This window comes from Rhodococcus sp. 15-2388-1-1a (genome assembly GCF_002259145.1).
Classification (GTDB): domain Bacteria; phylum Actinomycetota; class Actinomycetes; order Mycobacteriales; family Mycobacteriaceae; genus Rhodococcoides.
On the sequence record NZ_NPFP01000003.1, the window covers coordinates 166380 to 184620 of the forward strand.

At 64.8% G+C, this 18241-nt stretch carries 22 protein-coding genes; 11 read left to right on the forward strand and 11 right to left on the reverse strand.

All coding sequences use genetic code 11. The annotated features are described in order from the left end of the window. Positions 1 to 8 precede the first annotated feature (8 nt). The 4 genes from CH302_RS02575 to CH302_RS02590 all read right to left on the reverse strand — a co-directional run bounded on the left by CH302_RS02575 (position 9) and on the right by CH302_RS02590 (position 4201). Positions 9 to 893: a universal stress protein gene (locus CH302_RS02575; RefSeq protein WP_037193955.1), complete on the reverse strand. Its 885-nt coding sequence runs from the start codon at positions 891 to 893 to the stop codon at positions 9 to 11. Beyond that, positions 890 to 1732 (reverse strand): universal stress protein, encoded by an 843-nt coding sequence (locus CH302_RS02580; RefSeq protein ID WP_037193954.1) that lies wholly within the window; start codon positions 1730 to 1732, stop codon positions 890 to 892. Before CH302_RS02580 ends, CH302_RS02575 begins: the two co-directional genes overlap by 4 nt. 107 nt (positions 1733 to 1839) lie before the next feature. Beyond that, on the reverse strand, positions 1840 to 3543 hold the full coding sequence (locus CH302_RS02585) for a sensor histidine kinase (protein WP_037193952.1): 1704 nt from the start codon (positions 3541 to 3543) through the stop codon (positions 1840 to 1842). Next, on the reverse strand, positions 3536 to 4201 hold the full coding sequence (locus CH302_RS02590) for a response regulator (protein ID WP_037193950.1): 666 nt from the start codon (positions 4199 to 4201) through the stop codon (positions 3536 to 3538). Before CH302_RS02590 ends, CH302_RS02585 begins: the two co-directional genes overlap by 8 nt. 193 nt (positions 4202 to 4394) lie before the next feature. On the opposite strand from CH302_RS02590, the gene CH302_RS02595 reads away from it, so the two are divergent. After that, positions 4395 to 5306, forward strand: a complete 912-nt coding sequence (locus CH302_RS02595) for a universal stress protein (protein ID WP_176460626.1) — start codon at positions 4395 to 4397, stop codon at positions 5304 to 5306. Positions 5307 to 5430: 124 nt separating this feature from the next. After that, entirely contained in the window at positions 5431 to 5961 is a 531-nt protein-coding gene (locus CH302_RS02600; RefSeq protein ID WP_037193948.1) for a flavodoxin domain-containing protein, read from the forward strand. Between the two features lie 58 nt (positions 5962 to 6019). On the opposite strand, the gene CH302_RS02605 is transcribed toward CH302_RS02600, so the two are convergent. From CH302_RS02605 to adhP, 3 genes are all read right to left on the reverse strand, one after another. Beyond that, positions 6020 to 6439 (reverse strand): hypothetical protein, encoded by a 420-nt coding sequence (locus tag CH302_RS02605; RefSeq protein WP_141216589.1) that lies wholly within the window; start codon positions 6437 to 6439, stop codon positions 6020 to 6022. A gap of 137 nt (positions 6440 to 6576) precedes the next feature. Continuing rightward, positions 6577 to 7308, reverse strand: coding sequence for a GAF and ANTAR domain-containing protein (locus CH302_RS02610; protein WP_052047945.1), 732 nt, complete (start codon positions 7306 to 7308; stop codon positions 6577 to 6579). Between the two features lie 137 nt (positions 7309 to 7445). Next, the gene (adhP, locus tag CH302_RS02615; RefSeq protein ID WP_037193942.1) at positions 7446 to 8456 is read right to left on the reverse strand and encodes an alcohol dehydrogenase AdhP; all 1011 of its coding nucleotides are present in this window, start codon (positions 8454 to 8456) and stop codon (positions 7446 to 7448) included. 256 nt (positions 8457 to 8712) lie between these two features. Between adhP and CH302_RS02620 the strand changes: the two genes are divergently transcribed. After that, positions 8713 to 9171, forward strand: a complete 459-nt coding sequence (locus CH302_RS02620; RefSeq protein WP_037193941.1) for a DUF1003 domain-containing protein — start codon at positions 8713 to 8715, stop codon at positions 9169 to 9171. Here the strand turns inward: CH302_RS02620 and CH302_RS02625 are convergent. From CH302_RS02625 to CH302_RS02635, 3 genes are all read right to left on the reverse strand, one after another. Further along, positions 9146 to 9646, reverse strand: coding sequence for a flavodoxin domain-containing protein (locus CH302_RS02625; RefSeq protein WP_037193939.1), 501 nt, complete (start codon positions 9644 to 9646; stop codon positions 9146 to 9148). The genes CH302_RS02620 and CH302_RS02625 overlap by 26 nt on opposite strands. Then, entirely contained in the window at positions 9643 to 10074 is a 432-nt protein-coding gene (locus CH302_RS02630; RefSeq protein WP_141216590.1) for a hypothetical protein, read from the reverse strand. The genes CH302_RS02625 and CH302_RS02630 overlap by 4 nt, the downstream gene beginning before the upstream one ends. Positions 10075 to 10355: 281 nt before the next feature. Next, on the reverse strand, positions 10356 to 11735 hold the full coding sequence (locus CH302_RS02635; protein WP_037193934.1) for a rhodanese-like domain-containing protein: 1380 nt from the start codon (positions 11733 to 11735) through the stop codon (positions 10356 to 10358). 128 nt (positions 11736 to 11863) lie between these two features. Between CH302_RS02635 and CH302_RS02640 the strand changes: the two genes are divergently transcribed. The 8 genes from CH302_RS02640 (at position 11864) to CH302_RS02670 (ending at position 16781) form a co-directional block, all read left to right on the forward strand. Beyond that, on the forward strand, positions 11864 to 12637 hold the full coding sequence (locus CH302_RS02640; protein ID WP_037193931.1) for a sulfite exporter TauE/SafE family protein: 774 nt from the start codon (positions 11864 to 11866) through the stop codon (positions 12635 to 12637). A gap of 128 nt (positions 12638 to 12765) precedes the next feature. Beyond that, positions 12766 to 12924, forward strand: coding sequence for a hypothetical protein (locus tag CH302_RS29895; RefSeq protein WP_155292948.1), 159 nt, complete (start codon positions 12766 to 12768; stop codon positions 12922 to 12924). Next, the gene (locus tag CH302_RS02645; RefSeq protein WP_037193929.1) at positions 12918 to 13802 is read left to right on the forward strand and encodes a universal stress protein; all 885 of its coding nucleotides are present in this window, start codon (positions 12918 to 12920) and stop codon (positions 13800 to 13802) included. The genes CH302_RS29895 and CH302_RS02645 overlap by 7 nt, the downstream gene beginning before the upstream one ends. 118 nt (positions 13803 to 13920) lie before the next feature. Next, the gene (locus CH302_RS02650; protein WP_094649880.1) at positions 13921 to 14517 is read left to right on the forward strand and encodes an Rv1733c family protein; all 597 of its coding nucleotides are present in this window, start codon (positions 13921 to 13923) and stop codon (positions 14515 to 14517) included. Positions 14518 to 14681: 164 nt separating this feature from the next. After that, positions 14682 to 14882 carry a hypothetical protein gene (locus CH302_RS02655; protein ID WP_037193927.1) on the forward strand — a complete coding sequence of 67 codons (201 nt, stop codon included), beginning with the start codon at positions 14682 to 14684 and terminating at the stop codon, positions 14880 to 14882. 15 nt (positions 14883 to 14897) lie between these two features. Then, positions 14898 to 16025, forward strand: a complete 1128-nt coding sequence (locus CH302_RS02660; RefSeq protein ID WP_037193925.1) for a cation:proton antiporter — start codon at positions 14898 to 14900, stop codon at positions 16023 to 16025. Between the two features lie 106 nt (positions 16026 to 16131). Continuing rightward, on the forward strand, positions 16132 to 16440 hold the full coding sequence (locus tag CH302_RS02665; protein WP_037193923.1) for a WhiB family transcriptional regulator: 309 nt from the start codon (positions 16132 to 16134) through the stop codon (positions 16438 to 16440). Positions 16441 to 16559: 119 nt separating this feature from the next. Further along, positions 16560 to 16781, forward strand: coding sequence for an ANTAR domain-containing protein (locus CH302_RS02670; protein WP_082323795.1), 222 nt, complete (start codon positions 16560 to 16562; stop codon positions 16779 to 16781). Between the two features lie 144 nt (positions 16782 to 16925). On the opposite strand, the gene CH302_RS02675 is transcribed toward CH302_RS02670, so the two are convergent. Further along, positions 16926 to 18140: an EAL domain-containing protein gene (locus CH302_RS02675; protein WP_037194187.1), complete on the reverse strand. Its 1215-nt coding sequence runs from the start codon at positions 18138 to 18140 to the stop codon at positions 16926 to 16928. Positions 18141 to 18241 lie beyond the last annotated feature (101 nt).

The window sequence follows — 18241 nt, forward strand, 5'->3', positions numbered from 1 at the left end:
CGAGGTGACTAACCGCGGGCGATGATCAGCGGACAGTCGACGCGGTGGGCCAGCGACCGGACGGTGGATCCGAGAAGTCGGTCGCTGAAACCGTTGCGGCCGCTCGAACCGACGACGACGGCCTGCGCCCGCGGTGATACCTCGAGGATCTTCTCGACCACGTTGCCGCGCAATATCTTCTGCTGTACCACGACGTCCGGGTACTGTTCGCTCCAGCCGGACAGGCTCTCTGCCAACACGGTTCGACCGTTCGAAAGGATCGCATCGGACCTGTCGGTGGCGGACGCGTCGGGCGCCGAGATCAGTTCGTCCGTCGACACGTGGACTGCAACCAGTTCCGCTCCCCGGAGTGAGGCTTCGTCGAAGGCCAACCGAACAGCGTTCTGGTTGTGCGGCGACCCGTCGATTCCGAGGACAACAGGGCCTCCCGACGAGTGCAGCTCCACGCTTCCCGGCACGATGACCACAGGGCAGTGCGCTTGAACGGCCACCGCGGTGCTCACCGAGCCGAGCAGTTCGGCGAAGTATTCGCCGTTGCCACGCGAACCGACCACCATCATCGATGCACTCGAGGACTGCTCCAGCATGGCCTGAATCGTCGGTCCCACAATCGATTCGCTCGTGATGACGAGCGCGTCCGGGTTGTTCACCGAACGTCGAGCGACCAGCGACGCCCAGGCGAGGATCGACTCTGCGGCCGTGTGCTCCTCGGAGCCGATGTGTGACGGCAACGCGACGAAGCTGGTGTACAGAGCCTTGACTTGGTATGCGGACACCAGCTTCACCGGTACCCCACGCAACTCGGCCGCATGCGCGGCCCATCCGACTGCGTCGAGCGACGAGCCGGAACCGTCGACACCGACGACGATCGGAGACTGCCTCGAGGTACTCATGCGTGCGGGACGACGAGGACGGGGCAATGGGCATGCCGCAGTACGGCGGTCAGTGTTCGTCCCGGCACTCGGTCTCGCTCGTGACCGACCACCATCAGCTGGGCTGTCTCGGAGACCGCCACCAGTTCCGATCCCGAGTCGGCCTCGGCATACACCGACGCCACACGAATGTCGGGATAGTCCGCGCCGAAGGGTTCGAGCCGAACGTCCATTGCCGATTCGGGGTGTAGCCCGTCGCCCGGGCCGCTGAGAGCGGACGCGAGAATGGAGGAGACAGCCTGAGTGTGCACCGCCAACACACTGGCCGCCCTGATCGATGCCTCGTGAAATGCCTGAGCCACCACGACATCGGCTTGCGAGACGTCGGCGTCACCCAGGGCTGCAACGACCGGGCCGCGGCGTTCGGCGTCGAAGTGACGGACGATCGCCACGGGGTGGGGCGATGCTTCGACCACGGCGCCGACCATCGATCCGAGTACCCAGGCGGCCTTCGCACTGCCGGTGGTGGTCCCCAGTACCAGCAGAGACGCAGATCCGGCCTCGGTCGACATCACCGATTCGGGCCGCCCCTGCAGAACGACCGATTCCACGAGAACCGACGGATCGATCGCCGCGGCCGCATCCGTTGCGCGACTCAATGCCGTGCGGGCATAGTCACCGTCGACATCCGGAGCGCCGTAGACGGTTTCGGGCACCGCGTGTCTGTCGATCACGTGGATCAACCGAAGTGACGTGCCCCGCCCGCGTGCCTCCTGCACGGCGAACCGAACCGCATCGAGTGCGGTCTCCGATCCGTCGATTCCGACCACGACCGGTCCGGTGGAATGTGAAGTGTTCATCAGATGCCTCTCGATGGTGCGCGTCTACGACGAGAACGCTACGAGCGCAGGCACACCTGGCACAGCAGTCCGAGGTCATCGGAACAAGTGACCTAGGTCGTCCGCCGTCAGGGCAGCGGCACCGACCAGATCAGCTCGGTGCCACCTGCGTCGGCCGCGGACGACCCGAAGGTCATCGTGCCGCCGCAGTCGACTGCCCGCGCCTCGAGGTTCGCCAGTCCACTGCGAGTGATGTTCTCGTCCAGTCCGATTCCGTCGTCGGAGACCTCGATGCGGAGATCGTCCCCGACCGCCAGGGTGACGTTGACGGTCTGGGCCCGAGCATGGTGGACGACGTTGCTCACCGCTTCACGAATGACGGCGACGGCGTGGTCGGCGAGGGTACTGTCGATGACCGACAGGGGCCCGAACATGCGAACCACGGCGCGAATGGGAACGCTTTCGGTGAGTTCGAGGACGGCTCCGTTGACGCGCTGCCGCAGACGAGTCGTCGAGTGTGTCGAGCTCTGCAGGTCGAAGATCGTCGTACGAATGTCCTGCACGGTGTCCTGCAGGTCGTCGATGGTGCGAGTCAGACGTTGACGAATGTCGTCGAGCTCGGTCTTCTGCAACGTGCTCTGCAGCGACAATCCGGCCGCGAAGATCCGTTGGATGACGTGATCGTGAAGGTCCCGGGCGATCCGATCACGGTCCGCGAGAACGTCGAGCTCGTGCATGCGCCGCGTGGTGTCGGCCATCTCCATCACGAGTGCGGCCTGGTCGGCGAAGCTGGAAATGAGATCGAGTTGAGAGTCACTGAAGACCGGTCCGCCCTTTCGGCGCAGCGTGACCAGGACGCCTCGCACGCCGTCGGCTACCCGAAGCGGCGAGATCAGGGCCGGGCCGAAGGTGTTCGCCACATGCGCGTTGGGTCGGTAGTCCAGCTCCTCCTTGCGGGTAGCGGTCCGAAGGCGATATGCCGCACCGGAACTCGATCCCTCGATCGGGATGAGTGAACCCACCAGAGCGTCTGCGTCGTGCCCCTCGGCGACCGAGATGACCAACCGGGAGACCGTGTCCGAGTTCGGAGCCGCGTCGGCGGGAACAGCGATGAACGCACTGTCGGCCCCGGTCAGATGCAGTGCCCGCCTCGACACCATGTGCAGCACTTCGTCGATGTCGCTCCCGGCCAACAGTTCGGTACCGATGTCCCGCATCGCTTCCATCCACGATTGCCGGATCCGCGACTCCTCGTACAGGTGGGCGTTCTCGATCGCGATTCCGGCCGCCGAGGCGAGAGCCCGGGTGACCACCTCGTCGTCCTCTGTGAACTGGGCTCCGTCCTTCTTCTCGGTGAGGTACAGGTTTCCGAACACCTCGTCACGCACCCGAATGGGCACGCCGAGAAACGATTTCATCGGCGGATGGTTGGGAGGGAAGCCCACTGCCTCCGGATGCGACGACAGGTCGTCGAGTCTGAGCACATGGGGTTGGTCGATGAGCAGACCCAGCACACCTCGTCCGGTGGGAAGTGGGCCGATCGCCTCGCGCACCTGCTCTTCCATGCCGTGATGGATGAACGCCTTCAGCTCGTGACCCTCGCCGCGCACGCCGAGTGCACCGTACCGGGCACCGACGAGGTTGACGGCCGACTCCACGATCGACCGCAACGTCACCTCCAGGTCGAGGCCCGAGGTGATGACGAACATCGCATCGAGCAGACCGTCCGCCTGCACTCGTGCATCCGCGATGCGCCCGATTCGGTCCTGCACCTCGGCCAGCAGTTCACCGAGGCGGAGCTGCGGAAGACCCGGTCCGCGGTGATCATCCATCCGACGGCCCGGATTGCGTTCGCGGATGCGTTTCGGCCAGCCTCGACGCGTACACCGCTGCCTGGGTGCGGCGCTCCATCCCGAGCTTGGCGAGCAGCCGGGAGACGTAGTTCTTGACGGTCTTCTCCGCCAGGAACATTCGAGCGGCGATCTGCCGATTCGTCAGCCCCTCCCCCAGGAGGTCGAGCAATGTCCGTTCCTGCCCGGTGAGGTGATCGATCGGTCCGGGAGCGGCCGTGCCCGCCCGCAGCTTGTCCATCAGCGCGGCCGCTGCGCGATTGTCCAACAGCGACCGACCGGAGCCGACATCCTTGATCGCGCGAGTCAGCTCCATACCGGTGATGTCCTTGACGACGTAGCCGCTCGCGCCGGCGAGGATCGCGTCGAGCATGGCCTGGTCCTCGGTGAACGAGGTCAGCATCATGGTCTTGAGATCGGGCAGTCGGTCGAGCAATTCGCGGCAGAGCTCGATGCCGTTGCCGTCGGGCAGTCGAACGTCGAGAACGGCGACGTCCGGCCTCAACGCGGGAATCCGAGCGAGTGCCTGTGCGCAACTTCCGGCTTCACCGATCACGGAAAGATCGGGATCGGAATCGATGAGATCGATCAGACCTCGACGCACGATCTCGTGGTCGTCGACCAAGAACACTGTGACCACGTCCAACCCCTCACCCGCGTCCTCGGTGGGCGCATCTTTCCCAACACTACGGACCCGCACACGGGAGAGCTCGACCTTTGGTCATCGAAAGTGGGGCCGAAAGTCCCTGATCTCGGTGTAGTTGTCCTGGCGCGCGGATGCCGAGCCGAAGCGTCTGATGGAGCTCTGGCACCACCTCGAAGGGACTCATCAGATGGGCAGATCCCACACCGTCGTCGGAGTCGACGGTTCAGCCGCGTCTCTGGACGCTGTCCGGTGGGCCGTGCTCGATGCCGAACTGCACGGCTCCGACCTGACGATCGTCTCGGCCGTACCGACGGTTCTCACGGGCCTCGATGCCCTACCCGAACGGACATCCGCGCATCTGAGGTTCGAGACGAACCGCATTCTGGACGAGGCGATGTCGATAGCCCGGCCGACGGGGTCGGCCGTGTCCACCATCGCCGTCGACGTGGTTCTGTCGGACCGCCCCGCCGCTGCCGCTCTACTCGAGATGTCCGAGACGTCTCGGATGGTTGTCATCGGGACACGCGGACTCGGTGCGGCACAACGCACGTCGTTGGGTTCGGTCAGCGTCGCGCTGAGTACGCATGCACACTGCCCGGTCACGGTCGTACATGCATGGCCGATGAGCGGCTACACGGGGTTCGAGGCGGTCGTGGTCGGCGTCGATGGAACCTCGGCCGCCATGGCCGCGGTGGAGCGGGCGTTCGAGGAGGCAGAAGTCCGAAGCGCTCCACTCACCGCACTGCACGCGTGGGCCGATTCGGATCTGTCGATAGGGATGTCGGTTCCCGGCCTCGATTGGGCGGACCATCGACCCGAAGCCGACGGCGTGTTGGCAAGGGCCGTCGATGATTGCGCGCGTCGGCATCCGACGGTGGCACTACGACAGGTGGCGGTCAGAGACCGACCGGTCCACGCACTGCTGGACCACGCGCAGAGCGCCCAACTGGTGGTGCTGGGCAGTCACGGTCGCGGAGGATTCGCCGGAATGATGCTCGGCTCGACCAGCCGCTCGGTGATGGCACGCGCATCGTGTCCGGTCACCGTTGTGCCCAGTGCCGCGCGCAACAGAACGCCTGCGACGAAGGAGTACCTGTGAAAACTGCGGAAGAACTGTTCGACCCGCGACATGCGTGCGCCGATCCGGATCGACTGCAGCACCTGACGGACCTGAATCATTTTGCACTGCTATTCAACCGAAGCCGAACCGACAGGACATCCACATGCGCATACTGATCGCAACAGCAAGCCGCCACGGCGCCACCCGAGAAATCGGACAGTGGCTGGGCTCGTCGATTCTGCGGGAACTGTCCAGCATCGACAGCACGACGACAGTCGATGTTCGTGATGCCCGCGACGTGGACAGCATTGCCGAGTACGACGCCGCGATAATCGGCAGTGGCGTGTACATGGGCCGATGGCTCCGAGACGCACGCGCGCTGGTCACCAGGGAACAGGCCGAACTGGAGGCAATTCCTGTGTGGCTCTTCTCGAGTGGCCCGGTGGACGACAGCACTCCGCCGAGAGCTCGGCCGAAAGAGACCGAGGCCGACTGGGTGATCGAGCATCGCGTGTTCGGTGGCAAGCTGACGAACTCGCGGTTGTCACTGTTCGAGCGTGCCGTCGTGCGACTGATCGGTGCCTCCGATGGTGACAGCAGATCACGAGCAGAGGTCATGTCGTGGGCGGTGGTCATCGCCTCCCATCTCACACCTTTTGTGCTCCGGGCCGATGAGGCCTCTCGGCTCAATTGAACGCCGAGGACGAGTGACCGCGGACTGCCTCGTCCACCTGGGTGCTCGGCTCCGGGACCTACGGCCGATCGGGTGGAAACCAACCCCGAGCGTCACGCAGGGTGCGGCCGGCCTCGTCGACTGTCGATCGGTTCCAGCGCTCGGCGACTCTGCGTAATTCTGCACGCGCTTCGGCAACCGTGCGGCCACTGGCAACAAGAACACCGATTGCCTGGTTCACCTCACTCACATCGGCAAGAGATCGCGGCTCGGAAGCCCCGGAATCGGTTCCGCCGCGGACCGGATCTCTGGTCCCTATCACCACGTCGAACCGTTCACCGTCGACGATCGACGTCAGGGTGATCGAGCCGACATCCGAGACGGCCACATCGATGTCGGCCGCCAACTGCCCGGCCAAGCGCGCGAGATCGACGGACGAGTTGTCCAGTGATTCGGTCAGCGTCGCAAGATCGTCCAGCAATCGAGGCGGAAGTTTCATCGAGAATCCAGGTGCGGCCCGATCGCCGATTCGATTCGTCCGATACACCCGCGGCATCCTGCCGGGCGGGTATGCGAGCGCGAGGAAAAGTCGGACTCGATGCCTCGGAATGCGCTCGCGGCTCGAACGCTACGCCCTTACGTGCGGGAACGGGAGCGGGCCGTCTTCATCGCCTCGCCCACCATGGCCTCAGCGACCACTGCGACCTTCTTGTGCTCGCTCTGGCTCAACGATCGGAGCTTGTCGTACCCCTGGGCTCCGGTGCATCCGCTTCGGCTGATCAGCACCCCGATCGCCTGGTCGATCATGGAGCGATTGCTCAGTGCCATCTCGAGCTGCTCGGTGAGCCGGGCAGCACTCGACAGCGCCCGCGCGTTCTGCACCGAGACCGCAGCCGGTACCGCGAACAGTTCGCCCAACTCTGCAGCGCGAGCATCGAACGCGTCGGGCCGGCGCGCGTAGACATTCATCGCGCCGAGCACACCGCCTGCGGTGATCAGCGGAAGAGACAACACGCTGTGCACTCCCATTCGACCGACCTTCGGACCGAATTCCGGCCACTGAGGGTCGGTTTCGAGTGAACCGGATCGAACGGTGATGCCCTCGGCAGCTGCGGTGATGGAGGGGCCTTGGCCGAGTCCGTACTGGATGTCGTCGACGGCACGGACGAATTCCGCACTCGCGACAGTCGTGTCGGGGCGGTCGGGGTGCAGGAGCGTCAATCCGGCACCGTCCGCGCCGGGAACGGCCCGAACGGCAAGTTGCGCCACGTGAGAGAGGGTGTCGGACAGAGACAGATCGGTCATCGGCAGTTTGCTGAGGTCGACCAGGCTCGACCGGAGGTCGTCTTCGTGTTCCCCTGCGTTCATCACTGCTCACTCCGTTGTGGGCACACATGCCTTTCGGGTATGCGCCTGCCCACCCCGACCTTACGGCTTCACCGACAGCCGAGTCGCTCGGACGAAGGAGCACCGGGATCGGTCCACTGCGACCGACCAGGTCCACATCAGAACTCGAACACCTGGCGAGCGGTGACGCGGCCACCCATGAGGTCGTCGAAGCACTCGTTCACTTCGTCCAACTTGCGCGATACGGCCGATACCGTGGTCCGCCCGGCCTCGTGCAGTGCGAATACTTCACGTAGGTCCTTTCGCGTACCGACAATCGAACCGAGGACGGAGATTCCGCCGACGACCGTCTCGAAGATCGGGACCGGGAACACACCGTGAGCGGGCATCGAGACACACACCAGTCGACCGCCGCGGCGAAGCGAACGGAAGGCCTGATCGAACACGCTCGGGATGACGGCCAACACGATGGCCACATCGGCTCCGCCGAGCGCCTTGATCTCCTCGACGGGGTCGACCTTCGACGAGTCGACCGTGTGATCGGCACCGAGTTCACGTGCAAGTTCGAGCTTCTCTTCCTCGATGTCGACTGCGGTGACGAATCCGCCCGCGATCTTGGCGTACTGCACCGCCATGTGGCCCAGTCCGCCGACGCCGAAGATGGCCACGCGCTGAGCCGGTGTGACACCGCCGACCTTGACTGCCTTGTAGGTGGTGACGCCGGCACACGTCAGCGGAGCGGCGTCGAACGAGGAGATGCCGTCGGGAACGCGGACGACGTATTTCGCATGGGCCACAGCGTATTCGGCGTAGGCCCCGTCGATCGAGTAGCCACTGTTCTGCTGTGTCTCGCACAGCGTCTCCCATCCGGACACGCAGTGATCGCATTCGCCGCACGCCGAACCGAGCCACGCGATCGCCACGCGTTCGCCGATTCGACTCGTGTCGACCTGCGATCCCACGGCCTCGATCACGCCGATTCCCTCGTGCCCGGGAACGAACGGCAGGGTCGGCTTGGCCGGCCAATCCCCCTGCGCTGCATGAATATCGGTGTGACAGACTCCGCACGTCTCCATCTTCACCAGCACCTGCTCCGGTGCGGGTGTCGGGATAGGGATGTCCTTGACGACCAGGGGTCCGCCGAACTCGGTGACAACAGCAGCTTTCATCGTGGATTTCCTCCAACTATCGAAACCAGTGCCGTTCTCGACCATCGAGCAATGCACACTGTCGATGGTCGGCGCTGCGGCACTCGGCATGTAGGGCCGGAAGTCACCGCCGGTTGGGGACGTATACCGAACCGGCAGCCCGGGAGCAGAAAGGCCCGAGAAGCAGGGGATTTCGCCCCTGACGCTCATCGACGAGTTGGACCACACTCGGCAGCATGGATTCTGCTGCACACTCCCGATCGAAGACCTGCGAGCGATGAACCTGTGGCGAAGACACCCGGGCGTCCGGACCGGTGATGCCCTGACCGCCGGTGAGCGAGCGGCGGACTACGTCCGAAACGGGATGGGCTCCTGGCCGTTCGTGTTCCTGTTTCTGGGCACCATGGCGCTGTGGGCCGCCTACAACCAGAGCGACGGATTCGACCCGTACCCGTTCATCCTGCTCAACCTGTTCCTGTCGATGATCGCGGGACTCCAGGGAGCGATTCTGCTGATCTCGGCGAAACGCGCGGACTCGGTGAGCAGTGAGGTTGCCGTACACACACTTTCGAACACCGCCCTACTCCAGGACATGATCGAGGCCAATACCGTCTTGACGGAATCGGTGGCGCAGCTGGCGGCCGAGATTCACACGCACGTCTGTCCGTCGGCGCACCGCACGAGTGCAGAGACATCACTGGCGAAACAGGTCACGAACCACGCTTCTCTGCATTGAGCCACGCGAGTATCTCTCGGGCCCAATTGCACACGAGTACCCAGTCGCGGAAGTCTCCTGCGACTGCCCCGGAGTTCTCGAAAATCTGACGCTCCCCCGCCGAAAGTCGCTCTGGCACCAGCTTCCCGGGAAACGTTCGGTGTGCGGTCGCATGCATCAGTGATACTGCGTGTGCCGCGTCGGAAGTGACGTTGACCGGCCTGTCGCTCGAGTGCAGCGGCCCACAGGAGAACAGCCACACAGGTGGATGTTCGGACCTCGACACCCTGTCGACCAGAGCCTTCGCGGCTGGAACCCAGCGATCCGAGTAGACAGCGCTCCCGATGACCAGAGCGTCGTAGCCGTCCACGCGGACCACGGATTCCGGTGCCCGCACATCGACGTCGACACCACAGTGCTCGAAGACTCGACCCATTTCCTGGCCCAGACTGTGGGTCGCTCCATGCCGACCTGCGGTGGAGACCAGTATTTTCATGTCTCGTCCGACAGGAGGTATGCGGATTTGCCCGCAGCCACCGTCATCCGCCATCCGTGGACCGCAATGACGAACCCCAGTACCCCGAACGATCCCAGCAGCCAACTCGTCTCACCGGTCACCGCCGAGTGCACGATGATCCAGGCAACCAGGAGCACGCCGGCGATATGAGCCATCGGACCCGACCGTACGCCGCCTGCGAAGGCAGACGCCGCAGCGAGCCCCATGGGAACGCCGACGACCAACACCAGCGACAGTGCTGTCAGTGTCACAGACACTTTCGCCTCGACGTAGGAACTCGGATCGATTGCACCCGAGGCCAATCCGATCGCAGCACCGAACGCGTTGATCGATACCCCTCCGCAGACTGCGCCGAGCCACGGCGATCGCCGGTTGCGCTCGGTTGCCACTCGCGTTGTCGATGTCATCGTTCCAGTCTGTGCGGCAAGAGATCAATTGCGCTAGAGCACAAAGTACTTGCCGCTCGACTACCTGAATCAGGTCTCAGCGGCCGAACCACGACCGCATGCTTCGACGCTCCTTCACGGGCGGGCTCGAATCCTCGTTGCAGGTGCAGCGGTCGGCTGCGGCAACCGTACGCATGACGGAGTCGACATGTCTGCCGCAACCGCCCCAGCCGGTCTTGTGGCATTTCTTGCAGGTGACGGGGTAACACATGAGAATCCTCCTGGTACGAGTCGTTCGAAAGTCAGGCCGGGACGTGGGCGTCGGCCCAGGCGTTGTAACCGCCCAGCAGATCCGAGACGTCCTCGAATCCCTGAGCGCGCAGCAGCGACGCCGCCACGCTCGAGCGCCATCCTCCGGCGCAGTGCATCACGATAGGTTTACCGGTCGGCACCTGGTCGAGGCGAGTTCGCAACTGCGCCAGCGGGATCGGGATCGCTCCCGGTATCGTGCCGAAGTCGCGCTCACCCGGGTTGCGAATGTCGATGAGCGTCACCTCGTCCGCGGCGAGCATCACATCGAGCTCCTCGACCGTGGTGCGCGGTGCCGTCTCGACCAATGTCGCCAGCTCGGCTGGAAACGCACCGTCACTGCCGATTCCGAGGTATCCCGTCACGTTGTCGGATCCGATTCGGGCCAACCGCAGTGCTGCCTCCTGCTCTTCGCCCGGATAGGCGATCAGCACGATGCGACCACCGACCTCCGCGACCATGCCGCCGGTCTCGGCGAAGCGACCGTCGAACCCCACGTTGATCGATCCGCCCAGATGGCCGGCAGCGAAATCGTCCACACTTCGTGCGTCGAGCACTCGTGTGCCGGAAACCAGCTCGGTCCTCACGGCCTCGGGTGTCAGCGCAGGGATGATGCGGCCAGGAGACAGCAGTGGGTGCACCTGCTTGTTCATGGCTGCATCGGCGGAGAAGTACGACGGTGCCGCCGGTTGGCCGTCGGTGACGAGCGCAACGAAGGCGTCCTCGGTCATCGGCTGCACCGACGGGTTGCTCGCGCGCTGCTCACCGATGGTGGAGGTGAGCTCGGTGGAGAGGTTCTTTCCACACGACGAGCCGGCACCGTGAGCGGGCATGACGATGACGTCGTCGGGCAGCGTCAGCAGCTTGTCGTGGATCGTCGAATACATCGCACGGGCCAGGTCCGTGGTGGAGCCGTCCCCGAGATTCACCAGGTCCGGCCGTCCGACATCGCCGATGAAGAGGGAGTCACCGGTGAGCACGGCCGTAGGGGTGGCCCCGGGATGCTCGCGAACCAGCACCGAGATCGACTCCCACGTGTGACCGGGAGTGGACAGGATCTCGAGTTCGACGTCGCCGAGGGACAACCGCTCCCCGTCTCGCAGTCGCCGGATCGGATAGTCGGTCTCGGCAGCCTCGCCGAAGCCGATCCAGGCACCGGTCGCGTCGACCAGTTCGAGGTGGCCCGAGACGAAATCCGCGTGGAAGTGAGTGTTGACGACCCCTTCGATGACGAGTCCGTACTTCTCGGCGTCGTCGAGATACTCCGCGATGTCGCGACGCGGATCGACGACGATCGCGCGTCCCGTCCTCTGATCTCCGATCAGATACGAAGCGTGGGAAAGACATTCGAGGTAGTACTGCTCGAGGAGCATGGGTTCCTCCGTCTGAGACGTCTCCGGGCGAGTTTCGCGAGGTGGTAGACACAGTGTGCAATACCCCCTAGGGTATGTCAAGTACCCCCTGGGGTATACCGTGCACCATAGATTGGAGTGAACACACGATGACATTGGGGCTGGCGCTCGGATTCGGCGCTGTGATCGGAATTCTCCTCGGCCTACTCGGTGGAGGCGGATCCATTCTTGCGGTCCCGGTGTTGGTGTTCGCCCTTGGCCTCGGCGTGGAGGAAGCGATCCCCGTCTCGCTGATCGTCGTCGGCACCGCCTCGGCGGTGGGAGTGATACCGAAGCTGCGAGCACGCCGCGTCGAATGGCGACTGGCGGCGGTGTTCGCTGCGACCGGCATTCCAGCGACCTTCGCCGGCAGCGCACTCGGCCGGTTGCTTCCCGAGAGGATCCTGCTGCTCGGCTTCGCCGCCGTGATGGTTGCCGCAGGAGCCCGGATGCTCGCCGAGCGAGGAGATACAGGAACAGCCTGCAAGACATCGGCATCGGGCATCAACTGGAGACACTGCGCTCCACGTTCGATTCCGGCAGGTCTTGCTGTCGGATTCATGACCGGGCTGTTCGGCGTCGGAGGCGGCTTCCTCATCATTCCGGTGCTGGTGCTGATGCTCGGCATAGAGATGTCGGTCGCGGTCGGCACCTCGTTGGTCATCATCGTTGCCAACTCCGTCGCCGGTCTGTTCTCACATCTGAGCGGCACGACCATCGACTGGTCGATCACCCTTGCGTTCGCAGGCACCGCAATTGTCGGCTCCCTCCTGGCCGCGCACTTCGGAACCCGGGTCGATACCGCACGGCTGCAACGCCTGTTCGCCTACCTGGTGTTCGCAGTGGCCGGGTACGTCGTCATCGACGCGGCCTTCCTGAGCTGATCTCGCTATTGTCCGGCCCCATGTCGGGCCGGAACCGTGGGTCGAAAGGCCCTATATCGCACGAGCCGCGCCGGGCACCCTCGAGGCAGGAGCACCCCTTCTCCACGACCGCGAGGGAGCCGATCTTCATGACCATCGCCGACGCAGGACCGACCACCCGGCTGGTGAACGACGAACTGACATCGATCGCGTCCACGCTCGCCGCGAGGTTCCCCGATCTGACCCCCACAGTCGTCGCGGCCGAGATTCGCCGCACCCTGCCGCCCATGGCAGAGCGATCATGGTGAGCGCGGAGCCGCGACCCCAGCCCACACGAACCCCGGTCGCTCCCGGCTTCTGGGCGAAGAAAGACTGGGGTGACATCGTCGTCGCGCTCGACGGCACCCCGACGTCGCGCGACGCACTGTCCTGGGCAGCGGGTCTGGCCTCGGTCACCGGGGCACGCATTCGGCTCGTGCACGCACTCACACCCCGCGAATCGACCCGGTCGTTGGAGCGACTGCACGGTCGACGCCTTCTTCGATCGGCTCGCCGTGAACTCGTCGGTCTCGATCCCCGCATCGCAATCGATTCCATTCTGACGGACGACCCGATCGCCCCCGTTCTCGGCGCGCTGTCGCACACCGCCGACCTGATTGTCATCGGAGGCCGTGAATCGGGTCCGATCCGTGATGTGCTGTTCGGCCGCAACGCAACTCGTATCGTTGCAGAATCGACGTGCCCCGTCCTGGTGTGGCGCCCCCAGCACGCAGACCTCACGCCGACCTCTCCGGTTGTCGTCGGCGTGGATCACTCGGACTCCTGCACCCGGGCGATCGAGGCGGCCTTCTGGTTCGCCGACGCGCTCGAAGTCCCCCTCACCGCGCTGCACGTCGGATCGCCCCACAGTCGGCCCGTCACGAACGACATCGAGCTGCAACAGATCCGAGGGCTGGCGTGGCTGGAAGGTCGCGTCGATGCTGCTGCGTCCGCGCATTCCACCGTAGACGTGCATCTGCACCTGCTCGACGCATCGGCGCAGCACGAGCTACGACGCGCATCGGCTACCGCACACCTTCTCGTGATCGGCAGCCGCACCCACGGACCACGGACGGGTCCGCGTACCGGGTCGGTCGGACAGTCTCTCGTGCACGCATCGTGCTGTCCGATTCTCGTGGTGCGTTGAGCCCTCGATCAGCCGACGACCCCCGCCTCATCGGGACCTTGTGCCCTTACGGATCCACTGCTCGACGCCGGACACTCGTCGGAGACGAATGCACTTCGGGTGGGAGTAGGTGGCGGCCATGTTCTCGAAACTCGCGTACCGATCGTGGCGACACAGTCCATGGATTTCCAATGCACTGATGCGGCTGCCGGGCAGGATCGAACGAGCGGCAGTCACCGTCGGGATCGCGGTGCTGCTGTTGCTCATCCCTGTGGCAGCGACGATCGGTTCGGTGACCTACAGCGACCTGTCGCTGCGCTCGGAACAGCAACGCGCAGAATATGTTCGAGTCGACGCCCGTGTCATCGACGCCACGAAATCCGCTCGGTCCGATACCGACGGCGTCACGACCGTGGCCGGTACCGCGACCGTGCAGTGGAGCGCGCCGGACGGCTCGCTGCGCTCCGGGGCAACCGACGTACCGTCGGCATTGCGAGTCGGTGACACGACTCCGATCTGGCGTGATGCGGACGGGAATCTGGTGCGCGCTCCCGACACTGCTGCCGGTGCCGTCGTCAACGGAGCTGCCACGGCCGTGTTCGTATGGTTCCTCGGTGCCCTCGTCATCGGCGGTCTGGTCTACCTCACCACCAAAGCCGGCGAACGTTCACGAATGCGGCAGTGGGACAGAGATTGGCAACACTTTCTACAGGCCCGCGACCATCGCTCGCGGTAGCGCCGTCGAAGCCCGGCGACGCGACCGGTCACCACGAGGAGGGCCGAGCGTCCTCGAAAAAAGGGCCTTTGTGCCGATGGCACAGCGGGTGTGTCGTCGTACGCTCAGGACTGTCGTCCTTGAACTCGTCGACACGAAGCTCCCACGTTCGAGGAGGCGATGACATGATCTGTATCGGCACCGAATTCTGTTCCGCGAGTGCGGACTACGAGCGTGCGCTCATGTGCAGCCCGTTGGCTGCACAATTACGCGTGGTCGCTCTTCGAATACAGGTGATGATGGACGAGCAGGGCGCGCTGCACCCTCGCGACCTCGTGGCGTCGGCGCTGCCGTCGAGTCGACGACCCATTCTGAACTCTGCTTGAGGTCGGAGCGGGCGTATGACCTTCGAGACGCTCGCCCTGTGTGCCGCAGTGGGATTGCTCGGCCCACTGCTGGCGCTTCCGCGCGGGCTTCGGATACCCGTCGTCGTCGGCGAACTCGTCGCCGGAATTGCTCTCGGCCACACAGGCTTCGGCATCGTCGACCCCAACGAGCAGACGCTGAGCTTCCTGGCGCAGGTGGGGTTTGCGCTCGTCATGTTCGTGGCCGGCAGTCAGATACCGATTCGCGACCCGCGACTGCGCATCGGTCTCGGGGTCGGTACTGCGCGGGCGGTGACCGTCGGGCTGCTGGCAACCGTGCTCGGCTGGGCCGTCTCCGCCGCGTTCGATGCACCTCACCTCGGCCTGTACGCGGTGTTGATGGCATCGTCCTCGGCCGCTGTCATCATGCCGATCGTCGAGTCCACCACGATGACCGCACCCGGTCTGATGGCCCTCCTGCCGCAGATCGCGCTGGCGGACGCGGTCTGTATCGTCGCGCTGCCTCTCGTGATCGATCCACGGCAGGCCGGTCCCGCCGCACTCGGATCGGCGACGGTCCTGATCGCCGCCGCCGTGATCTTTGTCGTCCTGCGCCACTTCGACGCCTCGGGACTGCGCCGTCGCGTGCATCATGTGTCTGCCCAACGCAAACTCGCGCTCGAACTGCGCCTCAACCTGATTCTGCTGTTCGGCCTCGCGGCCCTCGCGGTCCACACCCACGCATCGGTGATGCTGGCCGGCTTCGGCTTCGGTCTGGCCGTCGCTGCCATCGGAGAACCGCGACGCCTTGCGAAACAACTGTTCGCCATCACCGAAGGTTTCCTGGGGCCACTGTATTTCGTCTGGCTCGGCGCATCCCTCGATCTGCGCGCCCTCGGCAGTCACCCGAACATGATCGCGCTGGGGCTTGCCTTGGGTTTGGGAGCCATCGCTGCGCACGGTGCGATGCGTCTGACGGGCCAGCCCGCCGGGCTCGGGATACTCGCGGCAGCCCAGATGGGTGTTCCGGTCTCGGCCGTGACACTCGGCACGCAGAGCGGCGTGCTGGCTTCCGGTGAGGGCCCCGCCATCGTGCTCGGCGCACTGGTGACCATCGCGGCGGCGGCCGCAGCATCGCGGGTCGCCGCTCGTCGTCCGGCCTGACCCCGGCGGGCCCGGGGCGGCGCAAGGCATTTGGGTGTTTCGAGTTGATCCGGACGGGGAACAAAGGTCGTGGAACGATCGGCACGACGCGAAACGGATCACGACGATGACGGATGACCAGGTCTGGCGCCTCAAGGGTGCGTGCATCGAAGACATGGATGCCTACGACTCGCAGCAACTTCCTCGACACGGTCGCAAGCGCGCAGAAAAGGCATGGCGCCTGTGCGCCGACTGCCCGGTGTTGCGTAACTGCGCCGAGCAGACGGCTCGCGATATCGAGTCGGGTCGCATTCCGGTCGGCGTGGTCGTCGCCGGTGCCGCCTATCACGACAATGCGAGTAACGGCCGCCGCACGGACGCATACCGCACACTCGAATTTCTCATCGGGCGCCCACTGTCCAATCCTGCCGCCTGATCACGGAACAATAACGGATCGCTACGAAAAAGGTCACGCCAACAGCTCTGTTCGACGCGTTTTCGGCGCGTCCGTAAGTGTCTGACCTGCGTCGGAACAAGACGCGCAACAATGTCTGCATGACCGCAGCGAACGTAACCCACTCGGGGCTGCCGGACGACGTTCAGAGGGCACTCTCGCAGCGAGCACCGATAGAACAGGCCAAGGGAATGTTGATGGCAATACATCGCATCAGTGCCGACGCGGCATTCGGACTGCTCGTCGACCGATCGCAAGGCACCAATCGCAAGCTTCGCGACATCGCACAGGAACTGGTGGACCGGGCCTCGACCGAGCGGTGATATGTCAGGCGACCCCGTGCGCTGTGTGTTCAACGCACGGGGCCTGAGCAATGCGGCAGTCCGGACTACTTCATTACCTGCTGTGCCGTATGCCCTGCCATGGCTGCCCGAAACATCCGTTCCGGGAACGCGGTCATCGGAGGGTCAAAAACGCGCGAGAATTGCACGCGCACAACGCACTACGGTCGCGCGGTCGTACGACATCACGTAATCGAACTCGCGATCGGCGTCGACCTCCCCGCGGTGCAGATCGATCGCTGCGAGCACTCCGCAGAAGTGCGGTCCGAGCACCACGACGTTCCACTCCTCCACGAGCGGATCCGTCGGATCGAGGGGCGCGTGCATGATGCCACCCTCTTGCACGTAACCCATGCCCACGCCGTACACGCCGGCGTACGAGATCTGCTCGGCCATCGAGACCCAACGCCCACGGGTGGTCGAGGTGAAGTGCTCCGCCCGCTGAAAAGTGCCGAGTACCAACGTTTCCGGCCCCGCTGCGGCAGCCTGCATCTCGAGGGACGTACTCATCGCCACCAGCAGACGCTTGGTGCTGCGGGTGGCCGTCTTACCGTCGGACGCGATGGCGTACGGCGATGCCGCGGCGACAGCAGGTGTGCTCCAGGTCGGGAACGGGGGCATCACCTCGGCAGCGTCGGCAGGAAGCTCCTCGGTCGTCTCCGCCGCCGGATACAACTCACCCACCCCGTAGGTCGCTCCGAGTCCGAGTGCGCGGGTGCGATGCAATGCGGTGTCGACTCCGCTTGCCACCACCACCGCGCCGGTGCGTTCCACCTGAGCCGAGACGGCGTGGGCGGTGCGTGCGGTGGCCAGATCGGGGCGTCGGGACACCATCGATCCGGCGAGGATGATCACGTCGGGTTCGATGAGCGGCAGCAGAGTCATCGACTGCGGTCGACGGCCGACATCGTCGACGGCCACCACCTTGCCGTCGCGCCTGGCCTTGTCGATCGCTGCGAGGGTGCGGGCCGGACTGTCCACGAGTGCCGCTTCGGTGACGACCACGATGTCGCGGCGCAATTGTTCTTCGGTGGCGGAATCGAGCGCGGCAAGGGAATCGACGTCCATGGAGACGAGCATCGGCAACCGCACAGACTGGTTGATTCGAGCCACTCCCCACGCGAGCGCGTCGAGTTCACGCTTGGCGTCCATTGCTCTGGCCGCGCGCTTGAGCGCGTCGGCCGACGCGAGCGGACCGTTCTCGGGGCCCCGCAACTGAACTTCGATCGCTGCGAGCGCGCCGTTGTCCAGCCGACAGACCGGGGCGAAATACGGATGCACCGTCAGCTCTCCCGTGTCCGTGTCGACTGCAGATCCTGCTTCGGCCAGCGCGAACGTCACACCCACAGTTTGACACGAAAAAACGACCCCCGTCACGCGGGGGCTCATCCGTTTTCAAACCTGTGGAGCATGCTTTTCTTCGCTTCCCTCATGATCGGTGT

Excerpts from the sequence above, each read along its gene's own strand:
- CH302_RS02625 (WP_037193939.1), bottom strand. The coding sequence starts at position 9,646 with ATGAAAATACTGGTCTCCACCGCAGGTCGGCATGGAGCGACCCACAGT.
- CH302_RS02610 (WP_052047945.1), bottom strand. The coding sequence starts at position 7,308 with ATGAACGCAGGGGAACACGAAGACGACCTCCGGTCGAGCCTGGTCGAC.
- CH302_RS02665 (WP_037193923.1), top strand. The coding sequence starts at position 16,132 with ATGACGGATGACCAGGTCTGGCGCCTCAAGGGTGCGTGCATCGAAGAC.
- CH302_RS02585 (WP_037193952.1), bottom strand. The coding sequence starts at position 3,543 with ATGGATGATCACCGCGGACCGGGTCTTCCGCAGCTCCGCCTCGGTGAA.
- CH302_RS02580 (WP_037193954.1), bottom strand. The coding sequence starts at position 1,732 with ATGAACACTTCACATTCCACCGGACCGGTCGTGGTCGGAATCGACGGA.
- CH302_RS29895 (WP_155292948.1), top strand. The coding sequence starts at position 12,766 with ATGACCATCGCCGACGCAGGACCGACCACCCGGCTGGTGAACGACGAA.
- CH302_RS02620 (WP_037193941.1), top strand. The coding sequence starts at position 8,713 with ATGAACCTGTGGCGAAGACACCCGGGCGTCCGGACCGGTGATGCCCTG.
- CH302_RS02655 (WP_037193927.1), top strand. The coding sequence starts at position 14,682 with ATGATCTGTATCGGCACCGAATTCTGTTCCGCGAGTGCGGACTACGAG.
- CH302_RS02605 (WP_141216589.1), bottom strand. The coding sequence starts at position 6,439 with ATGAAACTTCCGCCTCGATTGCTGGACGATCTTGCGACGCTGACCGAA.
- CH302_RS02640 (WP_037193931.1), top strand. The coding sequence starts at position 11,864 with ATGACATTGGGGCTGGCGCTCGGATTCGGCGCTGTGATCGGAATTCTC.
- CH302_RS02630 (WP_141216590.1), bottom strand. The coding sequence starts at position 10,074 with ATGACATCGACAACGCGAGTGGCAACCGAGCGCAACCGGCGATCGCCG.
- CH302_RS02645 (WP_037193929.1), top strand. The coding sequence starts at position 12,918 with ATGGTGAGCGCGGAGCCGCGACCCCAGCCCACACGAACCCCGGTCGCT.
- CH302_RS02595 (WP_176460626.1), top strand. The coding sequence starts at position 4,395 with ATGGGCAGATCCCACACCGTCGTCGGAGTCGACGGTTCAGCCGCGTCT.
- adhP (WP_037193942.1), bottom strand. The coding sequence starts at position 8,456 with ATGAAAGCTGCTGTTGTCACCGAGTTCGGCGGACCCCTGGTCGTCAAG.
- CH302_RS02670 (WP_082323795.1), top strand. The coding sequence starts at position 16,560 with ATGACCGCAGCGAACGTAACCCACTCGGGGCTGCCGGACGACGTTCAG.
- CH302_RS02575 (WP_037193955.1), bottom strand. The coding sequence starts at position 893 with ATGAGTACCTCGAGGCAGTCTCCGATCGTCGTCGGTGTCGACGGTTCC.
- CH302_RS02660 (WP_037193925.1), top strand. The coding sequence starts at position 14,898 with ATGACCTTCGAGACGCTCGCCCTGTGTGCCGCAGTGGGATTGCTCGGC.
- CH302_RS02600 (WP_037193948.1), top strand. The coding sequence starts at position 5,431 with ATGCGCATACTGATCGCAACAGCAAGCCGCCACGGCGCCACCCGAGAA.
- CH302_RS02635 (WP_037193934.1), bottom strand. The coding sequence starts at position 11,735 with ATGCTCCTCGAGCAGTACTACCTCGAATGTCTTTCCCACGCTTCGTAT.
- CH302_RS02650 (WP_094649880.1), top strand. The coding sequence starts at position 13,921 with ATGTTCTCGAAACTCGCGTACCGATCGTGGCGACACAGTCCATGGATT.